Genomic DNA, 19,687 nt, shown 5'->3' with positions numbered 1-19,687 from the left:
GTCGGTGTTACCTGCCTTGAGAGTGTGATGTGCCGGGTCCGATCGACCAGATGGCGACCACGCGCCCGCGAGGTGACCTAGCTGCAAGGATGCGCGCTTGGGTGATTATCCAGAAGGGCGACTTGCACGCTCTGGTTTACTAGGGCACATGGGGGATCCGACAGAAAACAAAGCAGGGACCGGACTGGCCTGCTCGCCATGGCTCTGCTTCACGCAATCGGCACAGACCCCGAATGCATCGTCGATGACTATCTGGAAACCGTCAGGCTTGGCGATGCGCGGGCGGCCAGAGGCGAGCGAAACAACGTCGAACCTAGGCTTGAGGAACTATGCCGGCAACACGGCACAACAACTGAAGGCGCCTTCCGGGATGCCTTGGAAAAATTCGATCTCCACACCTTCCTCGACGCCGCGAAGCTCACCGACCGGGACCGGGAGGGCCTGTTCACGTGGCGCGGCGCGGCAACCCCTACGCCGCAACGCCCTGGAAATGCTTCTCGATAATCCCCTTGATGTCCCCATGGCACCCTCCGCACCCCGTCCCCGCGCGGGTCGCCTTGGAAACTTCCGGCACGGACGAGCAGCCATCCAACACGGCTTCCTCGATGCTCGCGCCGCTGACGCCTGCGCAGCGGCACACTGTGCGCTGCGGATCATCATTCGAAGCGGAAGAGCCGAGCTGGTCCGGCCCGTCCAGGCGTAGGAGGAGTGAACGGTCTGCTGGCAACTCGGAGCCGCGTTCGAACAGCATCACGAGCTCCGCGGCCGTGCGCGGCATGCCTACGGTGACGAGTCCTTCGAGCGCGCCGCCCCGCGTCGTCATTTTGACGTAGCGGCCGTGTTCGGGATCGGCCCACTGGGCGACCTGGCGCCGGGGCGTTCCCTCCGAGACACCCACGGACAACAGCTCGTCATCCCACGGCTCAGCGCTGTTGTCGCCAGCGACCGCCAGGTTGATGCCTCGCGCCTTCAACACCACGACGCCGGGCTTCTCCTGCGGCAGCGGTGCCAAGGTGTCGGCAGCGTCCTGGCCGCCTTCGGCAAGAAGGATCAGGTACTCGGCAAGCCACTCGGCCTGCCGCCAACCCGGTCCCACCAGCCCGGAGGGGCCAAGTGCTGTGCGGCATTCGGCGCACTCGGCATCGGCGCAGCGGACTTCGGCGCAGTCCCCGATGGCGAACATGTGCGGCTCGTGATAGGTCCGCAAGTGGTGATCCACAAGGATGCCGGTGGCCGCGGGCAGCCCGCAGCCTTCGGCCAGTTCGATCCGGGGGCGCACGCCGCAGGAAAGGACAAGAAGGTCGCCTTCGATCCGCGACCCGTCGTTGAGCACGAGGGCCGAAAACATGCCGTCGGGGCCATTGTGCTCCACCGCCGTGGAACGGGCGTTGCCCACCATGGTGATCCCGCTGTTGCGCAAGCTCGCCGCGAGAACGGCTCCACCGCCGCGGTCGATGTTGCGGCCCAGCGGGAAGGAACCGTTGTGCACCACCGTGGCCAGGGCACCTTCTTCGGCTGCGGCCAACGCCGTTTCAAGGCCGAGTACACCGCCACCGAGCACGATCACGCGCTTGCCGGCAGTCACGGCGTCGCGCAATTGAGCGGCGTCGCGGAGGTCCCGGAGGGCGGTCACCCCTGGAGGGAGGACAGGGTGTGAAGGATCGGGGTTGATACCCGTGAGGTTCGGAATGACGGGTCGCGAACCCGTGGCGAACACCAAACGGTCGTAGCCAGGCGTGGTCCCGTCCGAAAGGACAAGCTGCTGGCGTGCGCGGTCGATGCGTTTGACGGTGACACCCAGCCGGACTTCGACGCCGTCCGCCGCCAAATCGGCAGCGTCCGCCATCGCGAGGGCTGCCGCGGTAGTACGACCCACGCCGAGTTCCGCCACCATGACACGGTTGTAGGCCGCTTCGCTTTCCTGCCCGACGACGAGCAGCTGGACAAGGCCGCCGCGCACGGCGGGCAACAGTTCGTCCACCAGCCGGGCTGCGACCGGTCCGAACCCGACCACCACAATTCGCTCGCTCACGATGCCTCCTTGACCTGCGTTGACAAGCCGGCGCCCGCTGGAACAGCCAACTGGCCAGCCAACGCCGATTCGATATTTGGTAGTGCTGCCTTCCGGACCCAGACCGTGCTGGTCTTGAACTCCGGCATGCCCGAGATGGGATCCGTAACCGCTTCAGTGAGCAGGTTGGCGCTGCCCAGTCCAGGGAAATGGAAGGGGAGGAAGACGGTGTCCGTCCGGATGCTGTTGCTGAGCTCCACCCTGCACAGGACCTCTCCGCGTTCGTTGGAGACCCGGACAAAGTCGCCGTCGGTGATGTCCCTGACGGCCGCCGTCGCGGGGTGGATCTGCAAGAGCGCCTCCGGCTGCGCGGCGGCGAGTTCGGCCACGCGGCGGGTCTGGGCGCCCGATTGGTAATGTTCCAGCAACCGCCCGGTGACAAGCGTCAGCGGGTCAGGATCAGAGCCGACGACGGCGGATCGCCGGGACCGCGTCCGCGGTGCCACCGGGACCATCACCGCGCGCCCGCTGGCGTGCGCGAAACCGTCGAGGAAGAGTCGCGGCGTTCCCGAACTACCGGTGGGATAAGGCCAGTAGGCAGCCTCTCCTCGATCCAGCATGGCGTAGTCGATTCCGGAGTAGTCGGCCAGGCCGCCCGCCGAGGCGAGCCGGAGCTCCTCGAACACGGTCTCGGGATCGTCGCTGAACGTGGACGGAGCGTCGAGCGATTCGGCGAGCCGGGCCATGAGCCACAATTCGCTGCGGACGCCGGGGGGAGGGGTGAGCGCCTTACGACGGCGGAGCACGCGGCCCTCGAGGTTGGTCAGGGTACCTTCTTCCTCGGCCCACTGGGTGACCGGGAGGACCAGGTCGGCTTCCAGCGCCGTCTCGGACATGAAGAAGTCGCAGACAACCAGGAAGTCCAGGCTCCGCAGGCCCTCGATCACCGCGCCGGCGTCGGGGGCTGACACCGCAACATTGGCGCCGTGCACGAAGAGGCAACGGACGCCGTCGGGCTGTCCCAAAGACTTCAACAGCTCCACGGCGGGAAGACCGGGGCCGGGGATGAGTGATTCGTCGACGCCCCACACCTTTGCGACGTGGGCGCGGGCGGCGGGATCGGTGATCTTGCGGTAGCCGGGGAGCTGGTCGGCCTTTTGGCCGTGCTCGCGGCCGCCCTGGCCGTTTCCCTGGCCGGTCAGTGTGCCGTAGCCGCTGCGGGAGGATCCCGGCAGGCCGAGGAGGAGGCTGAGGTTGATCGCGGCGGTGGCGGTGTCCGTACCGTCGACGTGCTGTTCGACGCCGCGGCCGGTGAGGATGTAGCTGCCGCCGCGCCGGGCGCCGTCGGCGAGGCGGCGGGCGGTTTCCCGGATGAGTGTGGCGGGCACGCCGGTGATTGACTGGACGCGCTCCGGCCAGAAAGCGGAGAGGCTACGAACTATCGCCGGGTACCCGGTGGTGCGATCCTCGAGGTATTCGGCGTCGGCGAGGCCTTCGTGGACCACCACGTGGGAGATACCCAACAGCAGGGCCAGGTCTGTTCCGGGGGTCGGCTGCAAGTGGATGCCGCCGCCGTCGCCGGTGAATGCGGCCGTCGCGGAACGGCGGGGATCGGCCACGATCAACCCGCCGGAATCGCGCACGCCCTGCAGGTGCTGGACGAATGGTGGCATGGTCTCGGCGACGTTGGAGCCGAGAAGGAAAATGACGTTTGCCGAATCGAGGTCTTCCACGGGGAACGGGAGGCCGCGGTCCACACCGAACGCGCGGTTTCCGGCCGCCGCGGCGGAGGACATGCAGAAACGTCCGTTGTAGTCGATGCGCGAGGTTCCCAACGCCAAGCGGGCGAACTTGCCCAACTGGTAGGCCTTCTCATTGGTGAGTCCGCCGCCGCCGAACACGCCGACGGCGTCTGGCCCGTACTGCTCGCGGGTCTGCTTGACGGCGCCGGTGACCAGCATGAGTGCCTGGTCCCACGTGACTGGCCGGTGGACGCCGTCGGACCCTTTGAGCATGGGTTCCGTGACGCGTCCGGTGTGGTTCAACAACGACGCCGATGTCCAGCCCTTGCGGCACAGCCCGCCCCGGTTGGTGGGGAAGTCGCGGCCGGACACGTCCAGGAGCGGAAGTGCCTTTGCCGCGGGAGCGGGGTCTGACCCCGGCTGCGCCGAGGGCGCCGCCGGGGTCAGGGTCATGGCGCACTGCAGCGCACAATACGGGCAGTGGGTGTTGGCGCCATTGGGCATATTAGATGTGTCCCATCGCGGTACGGTTGGCCTTCCGGAGGTAGCAGACCCAGCAAACGATGAGCATCAGCACGTAGGCGCCGACGAAGCCATAGAACGCGGGGGTGTAGGAGCCGGAAGCGCTGGATGCATTGAGTACCTGGGGGATGACGAATCCGCCGTAGGCGCCGATCGCCGAGATCAGGCCGAGCGAGGAAGACGCAAGGCGTGCCGTGCTGGCGGCGCTCGCACCGGAGCGAGCTGCGCGGCTGGAGGTGGCGAAGATGACCGGAATCATGCGGTACGTCGCGCCGTTTCCGAAGCCGCTCGCCGTGAAGAGGAACAGGAACAGGACCAGGAAGAGCCAGAAGTTCTTGAGCGGAAGGGTCCAGATCATGGTCAAGGTGATGACGGCCATCGCTGCGAACGCCGTGACGGTCATGCGGGCTCCGCCCATGCGGTCAGCCATGCGTCCACCGTAGGGGCGGGCGAGGGAACCGACCAGCGGGCCAAGGAAGGCGAGCGAGAGGACAACCGCGCCGAGGTGCATGGAGGAGAAGGCCGGGAAGTAGTCCTTGATGAGCTTGGGGAAGACTCCGGAGAAGCCGATGAACGAGCCGAAGGTACCGATGTACAGGAAGGCCATGATCCACAGGTGCGGTTCCTTGAGCGCGGCGATGGAGCCTGCGACGTCACCCTTGGCGCTGGTGAGGTTGTTCATGTACTTCCAGGCGCCGAACGCGGCGACGAGGATGAGCGGAATCCAGATGAGGCCGGCCATGGGGAGGTTGACCGTACCGGCGGCAAGGAGCGTGACGGCGATCGGAACGATGAGCTGCGCGACGGCGGCACCAAGGTTTCCGCCGGCAGCGTTCAGGCCCAGCGCCCAGCCCTTTTCGCGGGCAGGGTAGAAGAAGGTGATGTTTGCCATCGAGCTGGCGAAGTTGCCGCCGCCGAAGCCTGCAAGGCCCGCAACCAGCAGCATGACGCCGAAGGGGGTGCCGGGGTTTGAGACACAGAGGGCGAGGCCCGCCGTCGGGATCAGCAGCAGGAGGGCCGAGACGATGGTCCAGTTGCGGCCGCCGAACCTCGGGACCATGAAGGTGTACGGGATGCGCAGTGTGGCACCGACCAGGCTGGGGATCGAGATGAGCCAGAAGATCTGGTTGGTGTCGAACTTGAAGCCTGCTGCCGGGAGCTGGACGACGACGATCGACCAGAGCTGCCAGACGACGAAGCCGAGGAACTCGGCGAAGATGGACCAGTACAGGTTGCGCTTGGCGATGGAACGGCCAACGGCGTCCCACTGCTCCTTGTTCTCTGCATCCCAGTTGGCAATCCAGCGGCCAGGGCGGTGTTCAAGCTCGGGGACGAGGGCGGTGGGCGCCTGCTCGTTGGTGAGGATTTCGGTGCTTCGGTCAACTGTCACGGAGTGCCTCCTTTGTGGGGACGTTGTCCTTACACGTTAGGTACGGCGCGTTTCGCGGACTGTCGCGGTTTGTAAACGTGCTGTGACATTCACCTATCGGAGGGGGTCACCACTGCGTGAGGCGATGGTGAGGTTGTTGTGGCGCGGACCACAGAGTGAGACTTTTCCGGGCGTCCGCATCTTGGACTTGATTGTCCATTTGGTGGATACCGGGAACTATTATTGAACTCTCAATAATCTGCCGGCAGGCTCAGCGACGCCGGGCCGGCGTGAACGAAAGCATCCACTACATGTCTTCCATCGCTGAATCCAAGGAAAGCGAGTCAGTCAAGCCGGTCAACTCGCGGGGCCGGGTGATCTTCGCCAGCCTCATCGGAACGTCCATCGAGTTCTACGATTTCTACGTTTACGCCACGGCAGCTGTGCTCGTCTTCCCTAAACTCTTCTTCCCGACGGCGGACGAGACCACCCAGCTGTTGAGCTCCTTCGCGGTGTTCGGTGTCGCCTTCGTCGCCCGACCGCTCGGCTCTATAGTTTTCGGCCACTTCGGTGACAAATTCGGTCGCAAGGGAACCCTGGTTGCGTCCCTCCTGACCATGGGTATTGCCACGTTCCTGATCGGTTGCCTCCCCACGGCACAGGTTCCGGGCTGGACCTTCCTGGCTCCCACATTGCTGGTTGTGCTGCGGTTCGCCCAAGGCCTGGCCCTCGGGGGAGAGTGGAGCGGCGCCGCGCTGCTCGCAACAGAGAACGCGCCGGCCAATAAACGCGCCATCTATGGAACATTCCCGCAGATGGGTGCGCCGATCGGCTTCATCCTGGCCAACATCATCTTCCTGGTCTTCAGCTACACCTTGACTCCCGAGGCCTTCGCCGCCTGGGGCTGGCGCGTGCCGTTCCTGCTCAGCGCCGTCATGGTGATCCTTGGCCTCTACGTGCGCCTCAAGCTCATTGAAACTCCCGCATTCACCAAGGTGCTGGAGTCCAACGAAGTGGCCAAGCTGCCCATCGGACGCGTGTTCAAGAAGAGTTGGCGCCCGCTGATCCTCGGTACCTTCATCATGCTTGCGACGTACGTGCTGTTCTACCTCATGACCACGTTCACCCTGACCTACGGCACCAAACCAACCCTGGTGGGCGCCCAAGCCGCTGCGGTGAAGGCCGGAAAGCCCATGACCGACGCGGCTGCCGCGGCGTTCGTACCAGGCCTGGGTTTCAGCCGGAACGACTTCCTCTGGATGCTGATTGCCGGCGTCGTCTTCTTCGGCATTTTCACCCTGGTGGCCGGTCCGCTGGCCGAAAAGTATGGCCGCCGCAAGATGCTCCTGGCCGTGACCGCGGGAATCCTGGTATTCGGCTTGCTCTTCGTGCCGTTGTTCAGTGGCGGCTTTGTTGGCACCATGGCGTTGCTGATCATCGGCTTCTCGCTGATGGGCCTTACCTTCGGCCCCATGGGTGCGCTGCTTCCGGAACTGTTCCCGACCAACGTCCGATACACCGGATCCGCCGTCAGTTACAACATGTCCAGCATCCTCGGCGCGGCTGTGGCTCCGTTCATCGCGGTCTGGCTCTGGGAGTCGGCCAAGGGCAGCACGGTCCTGGTGGGTGTCTACCTCAGCGCCATGGCGGTACTGACGCTCGTGGCCCTGTTCCTGTCCAAGGAAACCAGGGACACGGATTACGAAAACAACGTAGCTTGAGCTTGAATTAACAGGCTCGGGTTAAATGACTCCGGCCCCGCACCCATGGTGCGGGGCCGGAGCTCTTTAATTGGGCCCACGCTGCCCGGGTTCCCTGGCCGAGCGAAGCGAGGCTAGGGAGCCAGTGGGTGGGCCCACGCTGCCCGGGTTCCCTGGCCGAGCGAAGCGAGGCTAGGGGGGCAGTGGGGACTAGTCTTCGATCGTCGCGATGACGGCGCCCGCGGAGACGGTCTCGCCTGCCTTTGCCACCAAGCCATGAATGGTGCCGGCTTTGTGGGCGGTGAGGGGCTGTTCCATCTTCATGGCTTCGAGGACCACGATCAGATCGCCTTCTGCAACCACGTCGCCGGCGGCTACTGCCACCTTGACGATGGTGCCCTGCATCGGCGAGGTGAGGGCGTTGCCGCCCGCGACTGCGGCTGTGGCGCCCGCAGAGCGGGAACGCTTCTTGACCTTGGCGCCCTTGGTGCCCGCGTTGGCGACAGAGGAAACCGAGCCGAGGGTCGCCGGAAGGACAACTTCCAGCCGCTTGCCGCCAACCTCGACGACGACGCGCTGGCGCTCACCGGCGTCGGCGGCTTCTGTTCCGGTTCCGGTAGGCGTCCACGCGGGGACGTTGTTGACGAACTCGGTCTCGATCCAGCGGGTGTGCACCTTGAACGGGCCTTCGGCCGGAGCGAACGCGGGATCGGTCACCACTGCGAGGTCGAAAGGAATGACGGTGGGGATGCCTTCAACCACCATTTCCTCAAGGGCGCGGCGGGAACGCTGGAGGGCCTGTTCGCGGGTAGCGCCGGTGACAATCAGCTTCGACAGCATGGAGTCGAAGTTCCCGCTGATGACGTCGCCCTGCTCCACGCCGGAATCGATGCGGATGCCCGGACCTGTCGGGTTCTTCAGGGTGCTGATGGTTCCCGGTGCGGGCATGAAGTTGCGGCCCGGGTCTTCGCCGGTGATGCGGAATTCGAAGGAGTGGCCGCGGACCTCGGGATCGCCATAGCCGAGTTTCTCGCCACGGGCGATGCGGAACTGCTCGCGGACCAGGTCGAGGCCTGTGACTTCCTCCGAAACGCAGTGCTCCACCTGAAGACGCGTGTTGACTTCGAGGAATGAGATGATGCCGTCCTGGCCCACCAGGAATTCGCACGTTCCAGCGCCGAGGTAGCCTGCCTCTTTCAGGATGGCCTTGGAGGACTCGTAGAGGCGCTCGTTCTGCTCGGGGCTCAGGAACGGCGCGGGGGCCTCTTCCACAAGCTTCTGGTTGCGGCGCTGGAGGGAGCAGTCGCGAGTGGACACCACAACGACGTTTCCGTAGGCGTCAGCGAGGCACTGGGTCTCGACGTGGCGGGGGGAATCCAGGAAGCGCTCGATGAAGCACTCGCCGCGGCCGAAGGCGGCAATGGCTTCACGTACTGCGGACTCGAAAAGCTCGGGGATTTCCTCGATGGTGCGGGCCACCTTGATGCCGCGTCCGCCGCCGCCGTAGGCGGCTTTGATGGCGATCGGGAGCCCGAACTCCTTGGCGAAGGCCAGGATCTCGTCAGCGGACTCGACCGGGTCGGCCGTACCGGGAACCAGCGGAGCGCCGACCTTTTCGGCGATGTGGCGGGCCTGCACCTTGTCGCCCAATGCGGAGATGGCGTCCGGGGACGGGCCGATCCAGGTGATGCCGGCGTCGATGACCTTGGCGGCAAACTCGGCGTTCTCTGCGAGGAAGCCATAGCCCGGGTGGATGGCGTCCGCACCCGACTGCTTGGCGACGTCGATCAACTTGTCCATCACGAGGTACGACTCGGCAGCGGTGTTGCCGCCCAGTGCGTAGGCCTCATCTGCCAGCCTGACGTGCAGGGCGTCGCGATCGGGGTCTGCGTAGACGGCCACGGATGCGATGCCTTCGTCCCGGGCTGCGCGGATAATGCGGACCGCGATTTCGCCTCGGTTGGCGATCAAGACCTTGGTGAGAGGGCTGGAAATGGGCTGCGCCGGATTAGCTGACAAGTTGACTCCTTCTGTCCTTCAGGGAGCCTAGCGTGATTTTGAGGGTTCCGCCCATATTGATGGGGGATTCCGTGTGTGAGACGGCCTGTCTTTGTAGGGTTGCTACAAAGGCTGGAAATTGGCCGTCGCGCTGGCGACCTGGACCGCCGCTATTCGCTGCCCGCTTCGGAGCCGTTGTGGGTCCAGAGTTCGGTGATCCCGACGTTCGCTTGCCCGAGCAGATCGCGGAGGGTCGAGATGGAGAGCCCGACGACGGCGTGCGGGTCGCCGTCGACCTTGCGGATGAAGGCCCCGCCCAAGCCGTCGATCGTGAAGGAACCGGCGCAGTGCAGGGGCTCGCCGGTTGCGATGTAGGCGTCGATGTCCTTCTCGCTCATCTCCGCAAAGTGGACCTCTGCGCTGGACACCGCACCGACCGTTGCTCCGGTGCCGACGGCCGTCTCGCCGTCGTTCATGTCCGCTGCGGTTTCGCGGCAGTCCACGAGCCAGTGCCCGGTGTGGAGGACGCCCTTGGAGCCGCTCATGCGCAGCATTCGTTCCTTGGCAATGTCTACTGTGTACGGCTTACCGTGCGATTCGCCGTCGAACTCGAACACGGAATCGCAGCCGATCACCAGGGCCCCCTCGGCGTCGGGCAGGGAAGCGACAGCCTCGGCCTTGGCGCGGGCGAGGAGGAGAGCGGTGTCATGCGCATCGGTGACGCCGTACCGGGCTTGCACGGCGTCCTCGTCCACGTCCGAGACGAGTACCTCGTGGTGGATGCCGGCCTCCGTGAGGAGCTTGGTGCGGGCGGGGGACTGGGAAGCCAGGATCAATCGGGTCACGGCTCAAGCGTAGTACGCGACGCCTTCCTCGGACGCTCGCTCACCTATACGGGTGTTTGGCCCGACGCTCGCTCACTTGGGTGAGCGGGCGTTTGGGGAAAGGGCCTTAAAGGTGAGCGGGCGTCGGTTCTGGACACAGAACCGACGCCCGCTGATAGGCAACCAGGCGCTTAGTGGACCAGCTCCTTGGCCCCGCCCGCCGCCGTCGTGCGCTGGAGGTTTGCACCCTCGACGTCGACGTCGGGCAGGACCCGGGACAGCCACCGCGGCAGCCACCAGGCTTTCTCGCCCAACAGGTACATCACGGCCGGAACAATGGTCATCCGCACCACGAACGCATCGACGAGCACGCCGAACGCCATCGCGAAACCGAGCGGCCGGACCATGGTCAGGTGGCTGAAGATGAAGCCGGCGAACACGCTGACCATGATGATGGCGGCGGCCGTGACCACAGCTGCGGCATGGCTGAAGCCGCTTCGGACTGCTTGCTTCGCATTCTCGCCATGCATGAACGATTCGCGCATGCCCGATGTGATGAACACCTGGTAGTCCATGGCCAGGCCGAACAGCACACCAATGAGGATGATCGGCAGGAAGCTCAGCACGGCTCCGGGGTTGGGCACGTCGAACACGGTGCCCAGCCAGCCCCACTGGTACACGGCCACCACGGCGCCGAACGCTGCCGCGAGCGAGAGCAGGAAACCGCCGGTGGCGAGCAGCGGGACGACGATCGAGCGGAACACCAGGAGCAGGAGGACCAGCGAGAGCCCGACGACGATCGCCAAGTACGGCGGCAAGGCGGCACCGAGCTTCGCGGAGACGTCGATGTTGCCGGCCGTCTGCCCCGTCAATCCGATGGTGGCGCCTGTCGCCTGCTGGATTTCGGAACCCTTGCCCCGCAGTTCCGAGACCACCTGGACGGTGCTGGCGCTCGCGGGCCCGTCCTTGGGGATGACCTGGAAAACGGCCGTGCGGTGATCCTGGCTGAGGGCTACCGGAACGGCCGCCACGACGTTGTCGACACTGCGCAGCTTGTCCGCGACGTCGAACTGCTTCGTCTTGGCCTGATCGTCGCTGAGCCCGTCCGGGAAGGTGCCGACAACCACGATGGGACCGGTCATTCCCTCGCCGAAGCTGGTCCGGGTGAGGTCGTACGCCTTGAACGCTTGCGAATCGACCGGCTCCGAACCGCCGTCGGGCAAAGCGAGGCGCAGCTGGGAGGCCGGGAGGGCCAGCACCCCGAGCAGCACGACGCCGGCAAGCAGCGAGACCACCGGATGCCGGGTCACAAGCCCGCCCCAACCACGGCTGCTTCGCTGCTGGTCCGCCGCGCGGTCCGCCGAGGCGTGGTCAGGCTCGGCGTTGTGCCGCTCTGCCTTGGCCCAGGCCCGCTTAGAGATCAGTTTGCGGCCCACCAGCGAGAGGACTGCCGGAGTCAGAGTGAGGGAGACGACGACGGCGACTGCCACCGTCGCGGCGGCCGACAGACCCATGACCGCAAGGAATGGCAGCCCGGGAACCACCAGTGCCGCAAGCGCGATGACGACAGTGAGGCCGGCGAAAAGGACGGCGTTGCCTGAAGTGCCGGTCGCGAGGGCCACTGATTCCTCGGCGTCCATCCCCGAAAGCAATTGCCCGCGGTGGCGGTTGACGATGAAGAGCGAGTAGTCGATCCCGACGGCGAGTCCCAGCATGAGCGCGAGCATCGGGGAGATGGAACTCATGTCAATGACGCCGGTGAGGGCAAAGGTACCGCCGACGCCCACCGCCACGCCGATGATCGCCATCAGCAGGGGAAGGCCGGCGGCGACGAGCGTTCCCAGCATCACAATCAGGGCAATGGCCGCGACGGCGATACCGATGATTTCGGAGACACCGAACAATTGGGAGACGTCCTCGGTGATTTCCTTGCTGGCCAAGGCTGTGACGCCTGCCGAGGAGACCCCATGGACAATGTCCTGGACTTGCTGCCGGACGGCGGGGGTCAGGCCATTGATCGAGGTCTTGAACTGGACCTGTGCGATCGCCGCTTTACCGTCCGTGGAGACAAAGCGCATCCCTTGGGAAGCGGTCACTTGGCGTTTGGCCAGGGCGAGGGTAGCGGCGCCGTCGGCGGCTTGCTTCTGGCCGGCATCGAGCTTCTGGCGTCCGGCCAGGAGTTCGGCCTTTTGAGGGGCAAGTTGGGCCTGGACCTGCGCCGCGGGCATACCGACGGCGGTCATTTGCTGCTCGGCGGCCTTGAGTTGGGCATCGCCTGCGTCGAGCGTGGCCCGCGCCTTGTCCAGCTCAGCCTGCCCGGCGRCAGCTTTCTGTTCCCCGGCAGCAAGATCGGACGGTGCCTTGTCCAAGGTGGCTTGGGTCGTGAACGGGTTGACCGTGGACTGCACATCCGGCAGCTTTTCCAGCCGGGCGAGGGCCGACGCAATGGCGTCCTTGCCGGCTTGGTTGAAGCCGGCGTCGCCGGCTTCGAAGACGATCCCCGCGGAACCGCCCGAGGAGGCAGGAAGGTCCTTCTTGAGTTTGTCCAGCATCTGCTGGGTCTCAGTGCCGGGGATCTGGAAATTGTTGGACATGGTGCCGTGGAAGGCAGCGGCAGAGCCGCCGACGGCCACGAGCACAGCCAGCCAGAGGGAGATCACCAGCCAGCGGTGACGGTAGGAGAACTTGCCAAGGCGGTAGAGCAGGAGTGCCATATCGGAACCGATCTGTCGGTGTGTGGTTATGCCGAGTGTTGGGAGTCTGCCGCGGGCTGAGGGCTGTGCGCCGACGGGGTTTGAGGGGCGGGTGCCTTGAAGCCTGAACCGAGCAGGCCAATAGCGTCGATCAAGTGCTGCCGCAAGCTCGCGAGGGATTCAGCGGATAGATCCGGGCCGTGTTGTTCGAACCAGACGCTCATGGCTGCCTTGCCGCAGGAAATGATGGACCCGGCCAGAGCCCGCAGATATAGCTCGTTGACATCCGGGCCGACGCGACGACGGGCAGCGTCGATGATCTGAGTGGTGCAGTGGTCCCAGGCTTCCAGTTCGGAACGCACCAAGGCACGGTTGTCGTGGGTGAGGCTGAAGAGTTCGGCCATGGGGGAAACCGTCATAGGGTCAGCCAGCGCCGTGAGGGCGGCCCGGGCGGAATCGAGGATGGGTTCGTCCGAAGGGCGCAATCGGAACTGTTCCAAGGCATGGTCCAGGAAGCCTTTGGTCACGGACGCCAAGGCTGCTTCGAGGCTGGGGAAGTAGTTGAAGAAGGTGCGCCGGGATACGCCGGCTTCTTCCGCGATGTCTTCCACGGTGAAATTGCCGGCCCCCTTGCTGCGCAACACGGCGAGGGCCGCGTCGGCGATCGCTTGGCGGGTGGCCAGTTTGTTCTGTTCGCGGCGCGACGGGAGGGCGATAGTATCGGAAGGCGTCACATAGTTACACTAAGTGCAACTTTGCACTCAGGGCAAGTTAAGTCTCCGGTGGGATCTCGTGTTCCTGGGGCGCGGCCGACGTCGCGGTCTGCGTGGATTGCTGGGTGGGCTGTTGGGCTGCCGCGCTGGTGAGGTAGATCGACTGGCCTGTGGCGCCTGGCTCGCCTTCGGCCAGGGGAATGGCGAAAACGGCAGTCCCGTAGGCGCACACTTCGGTCCAGTTGCCGCCCATCTCGGACGTGTCGAAGCGCATGGCGACGATTGCGTTGGCACCGCGCTGCTGTGCCTCGTTGACCATGCGGGCCATGACTTCCTGGCGGCTCTCATAGAGCGCCTTGGTCATTTCGGGCAGCTCGCCGCCGCCGAGGGAACGGAAGCCGGCCATTACCTGGGCGCCGATATCCCGTGAGCGGACGGTGAGGCCCATGACTTCGCCGAAGACGGCGTCGATCTTGTGGCCCGGAATCTTGTTTGAGGTGACTATGAGCATGGACAGAGCCTATCCAGAATCAACCCCGTTAAAAGGACAAATCCCCGGGGCATTTTGAACTGGTTCCCGGGGATTTGTCCGCGCGACGGTGTGCCGTCGCTAGGCCTTGGCGCCAGCGAGCTCGCGGGTCTCCTCGGATGCCTCCGGGAACTCACCCTCGGCCGCGAATGCCGTTCCCTTGCGGGGCGCGTTGTAGAGCGATTCGTCCAGGATTCCCTGCCGCTTGGCGACGATGGCCGGAACCAGCGCCTGTCCTGCCACGTTGACGGCCGTGCGGCCCATGTCCAGGATGGGGTCGATCGCCAGGAGGAGTCCGACGCCGGCGAGCGGCAGTCCCAGCGTGGAAAGTGTCAGCGTGAGCATGACGACGGCGCCCGTGGTGCCTGCCGTTGCCGCGGAACCAAGGACGGAAACCACCACGATCAGCAAGTACTGGCTGAAGTCCAGGTTGATGCCGAAGAACTGGGCAACGAAGATCGCGGCGACGGCCGGGTAGATGGCGGCGCAACCGTCCATCTTGGTGGTGGCGCCGAGTGGCACGGCGAAGGACGCGTAACCCTGGGGGACGCCCAGGTTGCGTTCGGTGACGCGCTGCGTGAGCGGCAGCGTGCCGATCGAGGAACGCGAGACGAATGCCAACTGCACGGCGGGCCACACGCCCGAGAAGTACTGCTTGACGGACAGTCCATGGGTCTTGACCAGGATGGGGTAGACGACGAACAGCACCAGGGCGAGGCCCGCGTAGATGGCCACCGTGAACTTGCCGAGCGCACCGATGGTGTCCCACCCGTAGACGGCCACTGCGTTGCCGATCAGGCCGATGGTGCCCAGCGGGGCAATGCGGATGATCCACCAGAGGACCTTCTGGATGACGGCCAGGGCGGAAGCGTTGAGGTTCAGGAACGGTTCGGCCTGCTTGCCCACCTTGAGGGCTGCGACGCCGACGGCGATGGCGATCACCAGGATCTGCAGCACGTTGAAGGTGATCGACGTGCTGGCGACGCCGTCCGTGACGGTGGTGCTCGCTCCCAGGCCCAGGAAGTTCTTGGGGAAAAGACCTGTCAGGAACGCCCACCAGTCGCCGGTCTTTCCGGCGTACTCGGCCTTCTTGGTGATGCCGGTGCCGGAGCCTGGCTGCAAGAGCACTCCAAGTCCGATGCCGATCGTCACGGCGATGAGTGACGTGATGGCGAACCAGAGCAGGGTGTTCCACGCCAATTTCGCGGCATTGGACACTTGGCGCAGGTTCGCGATGGAGCTCACCACGGCTGTGAAGATCAAGGGCACGACGGCGGTCTGCAGCAGCGAGACGTAGCTCGAGCCGATGGTCTGCAGCGTGGCGCCAAGCCCGTTGGGAGCTTTCGTGGTGCTGCCGGTGGCTTTGGCCAGGAGGCCAAGGGCCAGGCCGATCACGAGGGCCGCGATGATCTGGACGCCGAAGGACGTTGCCCACTGGGGAAGCCGGGACGAAGTCTTTCCGGCGGAAGTCAAAGTGTTGGATGAATTGCTCACCGAAACAAACTAGGCCCCGGAAAATACCACCGCGACCCGACGTTGAGAAATGTTACGGTCTCACATTCGACCCTCTACCAAAAAGGCCCAAGAATTCGCCGCCAATCCACCCAATTATGAAGTTATTCCCGAACGGAATGTGGGGAATGTCTCGTACGTCTCAGCCCATCTGACTCGCATTTGTTGTCGTTATGAGCCTCCAAAACGACAACAAATGCGAGTCAGTTGGGTCACCCCAGCAGCGCCCGGCGAAGCGTATCCAGGCCGACAGAGCCGATGTTCAGGGCATCCGTGTGGAAGGACTTCAAGTCGAATCCGGCGCGGCGTTCGAGTTCAGCCCGGATTTCTTCCCACAGCCGTTGCCCCACCTTGTACGACGGAGCCTGCCCCGGCCATCCGAGGTAGCGGGTGAATTCGAACTGGAGCTGGCCCGCGCTGATGGGGAGGTTGGCCTTGAGGAATTCGAAGCCCTTCTCCGAGGTCCAGGTGCCGCTGCCCCAGCGTTCCGGAACTTCCAGCTCGAGGTGGACGCCGATATCGAACACCACGCGGGCCGCGCGCATGCGCTGCATGTCCAGCATGCCCATGTGGTCGCCCGGGTCCTTGAGGTAGCCGAGCTCGAGCATGAGCTTTTCTGCATAGAGTGCCCAGCCTTCGCCGTGCCCGGACACCCAGCAGACGTTCCGCCGCCAGTTGTTGAGGAGCTCGCGGCGGTAGACGGCGGTGGCCACCTGGAGGTGGTGGCCGGGGACGCCTTCGTGGAACACTGTGGTGGTTTCGGCCCAGGTGGTGAAGGTGTCTTCGCCGGCGGGGACGGACCACCACATGCGGCCTGGCCGGGAGAAGTCGTCCGAAGGGCCCGTGTAGTAGATGCCGCCTTCGTCCGTGGGGGCGATGCGGCATTCGAGCGTCTTCATGATGTCCGGGATGTCGAAGTGGACGTCGGCCAATTCGGACACTGCCCGGTCTGAGAGTTCCTGCATCCAGGCTTTGAGGGCGTCGGTGCCCTTGATTTGCCGTGCGGGATCGTTGTCGAGGATGGCTTTGGCTTCCTCGATGGACGCGCTGGGCTTGATTTGCTCGGCCACCTGTTCCTGTTCGGCAATGAGCCGCTCGAGTTCCTGCACGCCCCAGGCGTATGTTTCCTCGAGGTCCACGGTTGCGCCAAGGAACAAGCGTGAGGCCAGTGCGTAGCGTTCGCGGCCCACGGCGTCCTTTTCGGGAGCAAAGGGCAGAAGTTCCGCTTCGAGGAAGGCGGCAAGACGCAAGTAAGCGGAGCGCGCGACGGCGGCACCGGCGTCGAGCTTTTCCTGCAGTTCCGCCGGCAGCGGCTGGCCGTCGATGGTGGCTTCGGCGGCGAGCTTGGCGAAGAAGCCGTCTTCGGCCGCGTATTTGCTGGTCTGTTCGATGACGATCTTGACTTGGCGGACCGCGGAGACTTTCCCTGCGTCCTTCGCCGAGCGAAGGGAAACGATGTACCCGTCTATCGCGTCTGCGACGTTGGCCGCGCGGCCGGCGATGTGCTCCCAGTGTTCGGCCGTGTCGGTGGGCATGAGGTCGAAGATCGCGCGGATGGTTTGGGCCGGGGACTCGATATTGTTCAGGTCCGCGGCGTCCCAGCCGGACTCGTGGATCTCAATCGCCAGGCCGAGCCGTTCCCGCATCGCGTCCAGCGTGACGACGTCGGAGGCGTCCGTGGGTTCGAGGGTGGCGAGCTCGTCGAGGGTGTCCCGTGCTGCCTTGGCGAAGGCCGCGGCGCCTGAGGGCGAGAAATCCTGGTATTCGGTTTCGTGTCCGGGCAGGCCGAGGGTGGTGGCGAGGCTCGGGTTGAGGGCAAGAAGGGTGTCCGTGTAGGCATCGGCGACCGCGTCGATGGCAGTCTGGAGGCGTGCCGGAGCGGTGTTAGGAGTAGTCACCCCAAGAGCCTAACCGCGTCCAGGCGCCTTATGAAAGGGTTGTTGCAGAAGATCCAGCCGCCAACCCAACTTGCTCGCATTTAATGTCGTTCTGGGCCTTCAAAACGGCATTAAATGCGTGGGCCCACGCCGCCAGGGTTCCCTGGCCGTGGGGCCACACCGGCGAGGGCCCCGGCCTGAGCTTGCGAAGGCTGGGAGCCGGTGGGGCCTTGCGAGGCGAGGGTGGCGGTGGGGACAGTTGGGTGACCACAAAACTCAGCCCCGGCTGCGCTTCCAGGCGCCTGGACCCGGTGTGGGATCCATGCGCAGTTGCTGCCGGCGCAGCCAGTGCCGCGTGCTCGGTTTTGGAGCTTCGGCTTCCTCGGACGCTCCAAGGGAGGCGACGACGGCGGCAAGCGCCGCGAGCTCTTCCGGCGTCGGGTCTCCCTTGACCACCGAAAGCAAGGGCTCGGCGGGCACCGCGTCCGTGGAACCGGGCCCGGAGCCTGGGTTCTGTTCGACGCTCACAGGGGGATGTTTCCGTGCTTCTTGGTGGGCAGGCTGGCCCGCTTGTCGCGGAGGGCGCGGAGGCCCTTGATGATCTGCAGGCGGGTCTCCGACGGCGCGATGACGGCGTCGACGTAGCCGAGCTCGGCCGCCTGGTAGGGGTTGAGGAGTTCTTCCTCGTACTGGCGGATGATCTCGGCGCGCTTGGCTTCGACGTCGCCACCGGCCTCGGCGACCGCGGCAAGATCGCGGCGGTACAGGATGTTGACGGCACCTTGGGCGCCCATGACGCCGATTTGCGCCGTGGGCCAGGCCAGGTTGAGGTCCGCGCCGAGCTTCTTGGAACCCATGACGATGTACGCTCCGCCGTAGGCCTTGCGCGTGATGACCGTCAGCTTGGGCACGGTGGCTTCGGCGTAGGCGTAAAGCAGCTTGGCTCCGCGGCGGATGATGCCTTGGAATTCCTGGTCCTTGCCGGGCAGGAAGCCGGGGACGTCCACCAAGGTGATGATGGGGACGTTGAAGGCGTCGCAGTGGCGGACAAAGCGGGCGGCCTTTTCCGAAGCCGAGATGTCCAGCGTGCCCGCGAACTGCATGGGCTGGTTGGCCACGATCCCGACCGTGTGGCCTTCAACCCGGCCGTAGCCGATGATCACGTTGGGGGCGTAGAGCGACTGCATTTCGAGGAAATGGGCGTCATCCACGATCTGCTCGATGACCTTGCGCATGTCGTACGGCTGGTTGGCCGAGTCCGGGATGAGCGTGTCGAGGGCGAGGTCGTCGTCGTCGAGCTCCAGTTCCTGCTCGTGCTCCAGGACGGGCGCCTCGGACAGGTTGTTGGACGGCAGGAAGTCCAGGAGTTCGCGGACGAACTCGATCGCGTCGGCTTCGTCATTGGCGAGGTATGTTGCAGTACCGGTGGTGGCGTTGTGCTGGCGTGCGCCGCCAAGGGTTTCCATGTCCACGTCTTCGCCGGTGACGGTCTTGATGACGTCGGGGCCGGTGATGAACATGTGGGAGGTCTTGTCCACCATCACGATGTAGTCGGTGAGGGCGGGGGAGTAGGCCGCCCCGCCGGCGCACGGGCCCATGATGAGGGAAATCTGCGGGACGACGCCGGAAGAATGGACGTTGTTGCGGAAGATGTCAGCGAACATCGCCAGCGAGGCGACGCCTTCCTGGATACGCGCGCCGCCGCCGTCGTTGATGCCCACCATCGGGCAACCGTTGCGGAGGGCGAATTCCTGGACCTTGACGATCTTCTCGCCGTTGACTTGGCTCAGGGAGCCACCGTAGACGCTGAATTCCTGGCTGTAGATGGCTACGAGGCGGCCGTCGACGGTGCCGTAGCCCGAGACGACGCCGTCGCCGAGGGGCTTCTTCTTCTCCATGCCGAACGCGGTGGAGCGGTGGACGGCCAAAGCGTCGAACTCTACGAAGGAGTCTTCATCGAGGAGCATGTCGATGCGTTCGCGGGCGGTGTTCTTGCCGCGGGCATGTTGCTTTTCGATGGCTTCGGGGCCGGACGGTTGTTCTGCACGGGCCTGGCGGTCGCGGAAGTCGGCAATCTTTCCCGCTGTCGTTGTCAGATCGTGGCTCATCAAATGTCTCCGGCTCTGTAGCTGATTTACGCTGGCACTGCTTTGTTAGGCATGCGCTCTTAAGTAGCATCCGTACAAAGTGCGGGCCC

General features: G+C 65.0%; 13 protein-coding genes and 1 pseudogene. 2 read left to right on the top strand and 12 right to left on the bottom strand.

The features are described 5' to 3' along the window. Positions 1-186: 186 nt before the first annotated feature. Positions 187-504: pseudogene (locus tag AB4068_RS12040) on the top strand (tyrosine-protein phosphatase); the annotation flags it as partial. Here AB4068_RS12040 and AB4068_RS12035 read toward each other — a convergent pair. The 3 genes from AB4068_RS12035 to AB4068_RS12025 are packed head-to-tail and all read right to left on the bottom strand — an operon-like array spanning position 470 to position 5,665. Then, positions 470-2,032: an FAD-dependent oxidoreductase gene (locus AB4068_RS12035; protein WP_332601487.1), complete on the bottom strand. Its 1,563-nt coding sequence runs from the start codon at positions 2,030-2,032 to the stop codon at positions 470-472. The pseudogene AB4068_RS12040 and the gene AB4068_RS12035 sit on opposite strands and share 35 nt — an antisense overlap. Then, the gene (locus tag AB4068_RS12030) at positions 2,029-4,257 is read right to left on the bottom strand and encodes a molybdopterin oxidoreductase family protein (protein WP_441433498.1); all 2,229 of its coding nucleotides are present in this window, start codon (positions 4,255-4,257) and stop codon (positions 2,029-2,031) included. Before AB4068_RS12030 ends, AB4068_RS12035 begins: the two co-directional genes overlap by 4 nt. A gap of 1 nt (position 4,258) precedes the next feature. Continuing rightward, entirely contained in the window at positions 4,259-5,665 is a 1,407-nt protein-coding gene (locus AB4068_RS12025) for an MFS transporter (RefSeq protein WP_370872196.1), read from the bottom strand. Between the two features lie 290 nt (positions 5,666-5,955). Here AB4068_RS12025 and AB4068_RS12020 point away from each other — a divergent pair, with 290 nt between their 5' ends. Then, on the top strand, positions 5,956-7,365 hold the full coding sequence (locus AB4068_RS12020; RefSeq protein ID WP_441433497.1) for an MFS transporter: 1,410 nt from the start codon (positions 5,956-5,958) through the stop codon (positions 7,363-7,365). Positions 7,366-7,554: 189 nt separating this feature from the next. Here AB4068_RS12020 and AB4068_RS12015 read toward each other — a convergent pair whose 3' ends face one another. The 9 genes from AB4068_RS12015 to AB4068_RS11975 form a co-directional block, all read right to left on the bottom strand. Continuing rightward, entirely contained in the window at positions 7,555-9,363 is a 1,809-nt protein-coding gene (locus tag AB4068_RS12015; RefSeq protein WP_284989788.1) for an acetyl/propionyl/methylcrotonyl-CoA carboxylase subunit alpha, read from the bottom strand. 149 nt (positions 9,364-9,512) lie between these two features. Then, positions 9,513-10,187, bottom strand: a complete 675-nt coding sequence (locus AB4068_RS12010) for a Maf family protein (RefSeq protein WP_059387898.1) — start codon at positions 10,185-10,187, stop codon at positions 9,513-9,515. Positions 10,188-10,357: 170 nt separating this feature from the next. Then, complete coding sequence (locus AB4068_RS12005) at positions 10,358-12,880, bottom strand: MMPL family transporter (RefSeq protein WP_441433496.1); 2,523 nt, start codon at positions 12,878-12,880, stop codon at positions 10,358-10,360. A 26-nt stretch (positions 12,881-12,906) separates the two neighbouring features. Continuing rightward, positions 12,907-13,593 (bottom strand): TetR/AcrR family transcriptional regulator, encoded by a 687-nt coding sequence (locus AB4068_RS12000; RefSeq protein ID WP_441433495.1) that lies wholly within the window; start codon positions 13,591-13,593, stop codon positions 12,907-12,909. A gap of 37 nt (positions 13,594-13,630) precedes the next feature. Continuing rightward, the gene (locus tag AB4068_RS11995; RefSeq protein ID WP_441433494.1) at positions 13,631-14,083 is read right to left on the bottom strand and encodes a YbjQ family protein; all 453 of its coding nucleotides are present in this window, start codon (positions 14,081-14,083) and stop codon (positions 13,631-13,633) included. Between the two features lie 99 nt (positions 14,084-14,182). Continuing rightward, positions 14,183-15,595, bottom strand: a complete 1,413-nt coding sequence (locus AB4068_RS11990; RefSeq protein WP_441433493.1) for a dicarboxylate/amino acid:cation symporter — start codon at positions 15,593-15,595, stop codon at positions 14,183-14,185. Positions 15,596-15,825: 230 nt separating this feature from the next. Then, entirely contained in the window at positions 15,826-17,511 is a 1,686-nt protein-coding gene (locus AB4068_RS11985) for a DUF885 domain-containing protein (RefSeq protein WP_441433492.1), read from the bottom strand. Between the two features lie 255 nt (positions 17,512-17,766). Continuing rightward, entirely contained in the window at positions 17,767-18,018 is a 252-nt protein-coding gene (locus AB4068_RS11980; RefSeq protein WP_059387894.1) for an acyl-CoA carboxylase subunit epsilon, read from the bottom strand. Continuing rightward, a complete protein-coding gene (locus AB4068_RS11975) occupies positions 18,015-19,598 on the bottom strand; it encodes an acyl-CoA carboxylase subunit beta (protein WP_307052603.1) in 1,584 nt (527 codons plus the stop codon). Before AB4068_RS11975 ends, AB4068_RS11980 begins: the two co-directional genes overlap by 4 nt. Between the last annotated feature and the right edge of the window lie 89 nt (positions 19,599-19,687).

Source organism: Arthrobacter sp. 2RAF22 (assembly GCF_052115325.1).
Lineage (GTDB): Bacteria > Actinomycetota > Actinomycetes > Actinomycetales > Micrococcaceae > Arthrobacter.
This window is presented reverse-complemented; position numbering and strand designations above follow the sequence as displayed.

Coding starts and splice junctions, on each gene's coding strand:
- AB4068_RS12030 (WP_441433498.1), bottom strand. CDS start 4,257: ATGCCCAATGGCGCCAACACCCACTGCCCGTATTGTGCGCTGCAGTGC.
- AB4068_RS12020 (WP_441433497.1), top strand. CDS start 5,956: ATGTCTTCCATCGCTGAATCCAAGGAAAGCGAGTCAGTCAAGCCGGTC.
- AB4068_RS11995 (WP_441433494.1), bottom strand. CDS start 14,083: ATGCTCATAGTCACCTCAAACAAGATTCCGGGCCACAAGATCGACGCC.
- AB4068_RS11975 (WP_307052603.1), bottom strand. CDS start 19,598: ATGAGCCACGATCTGACAACGACAGCGGGAAAGATTGCCGACTTCCGC.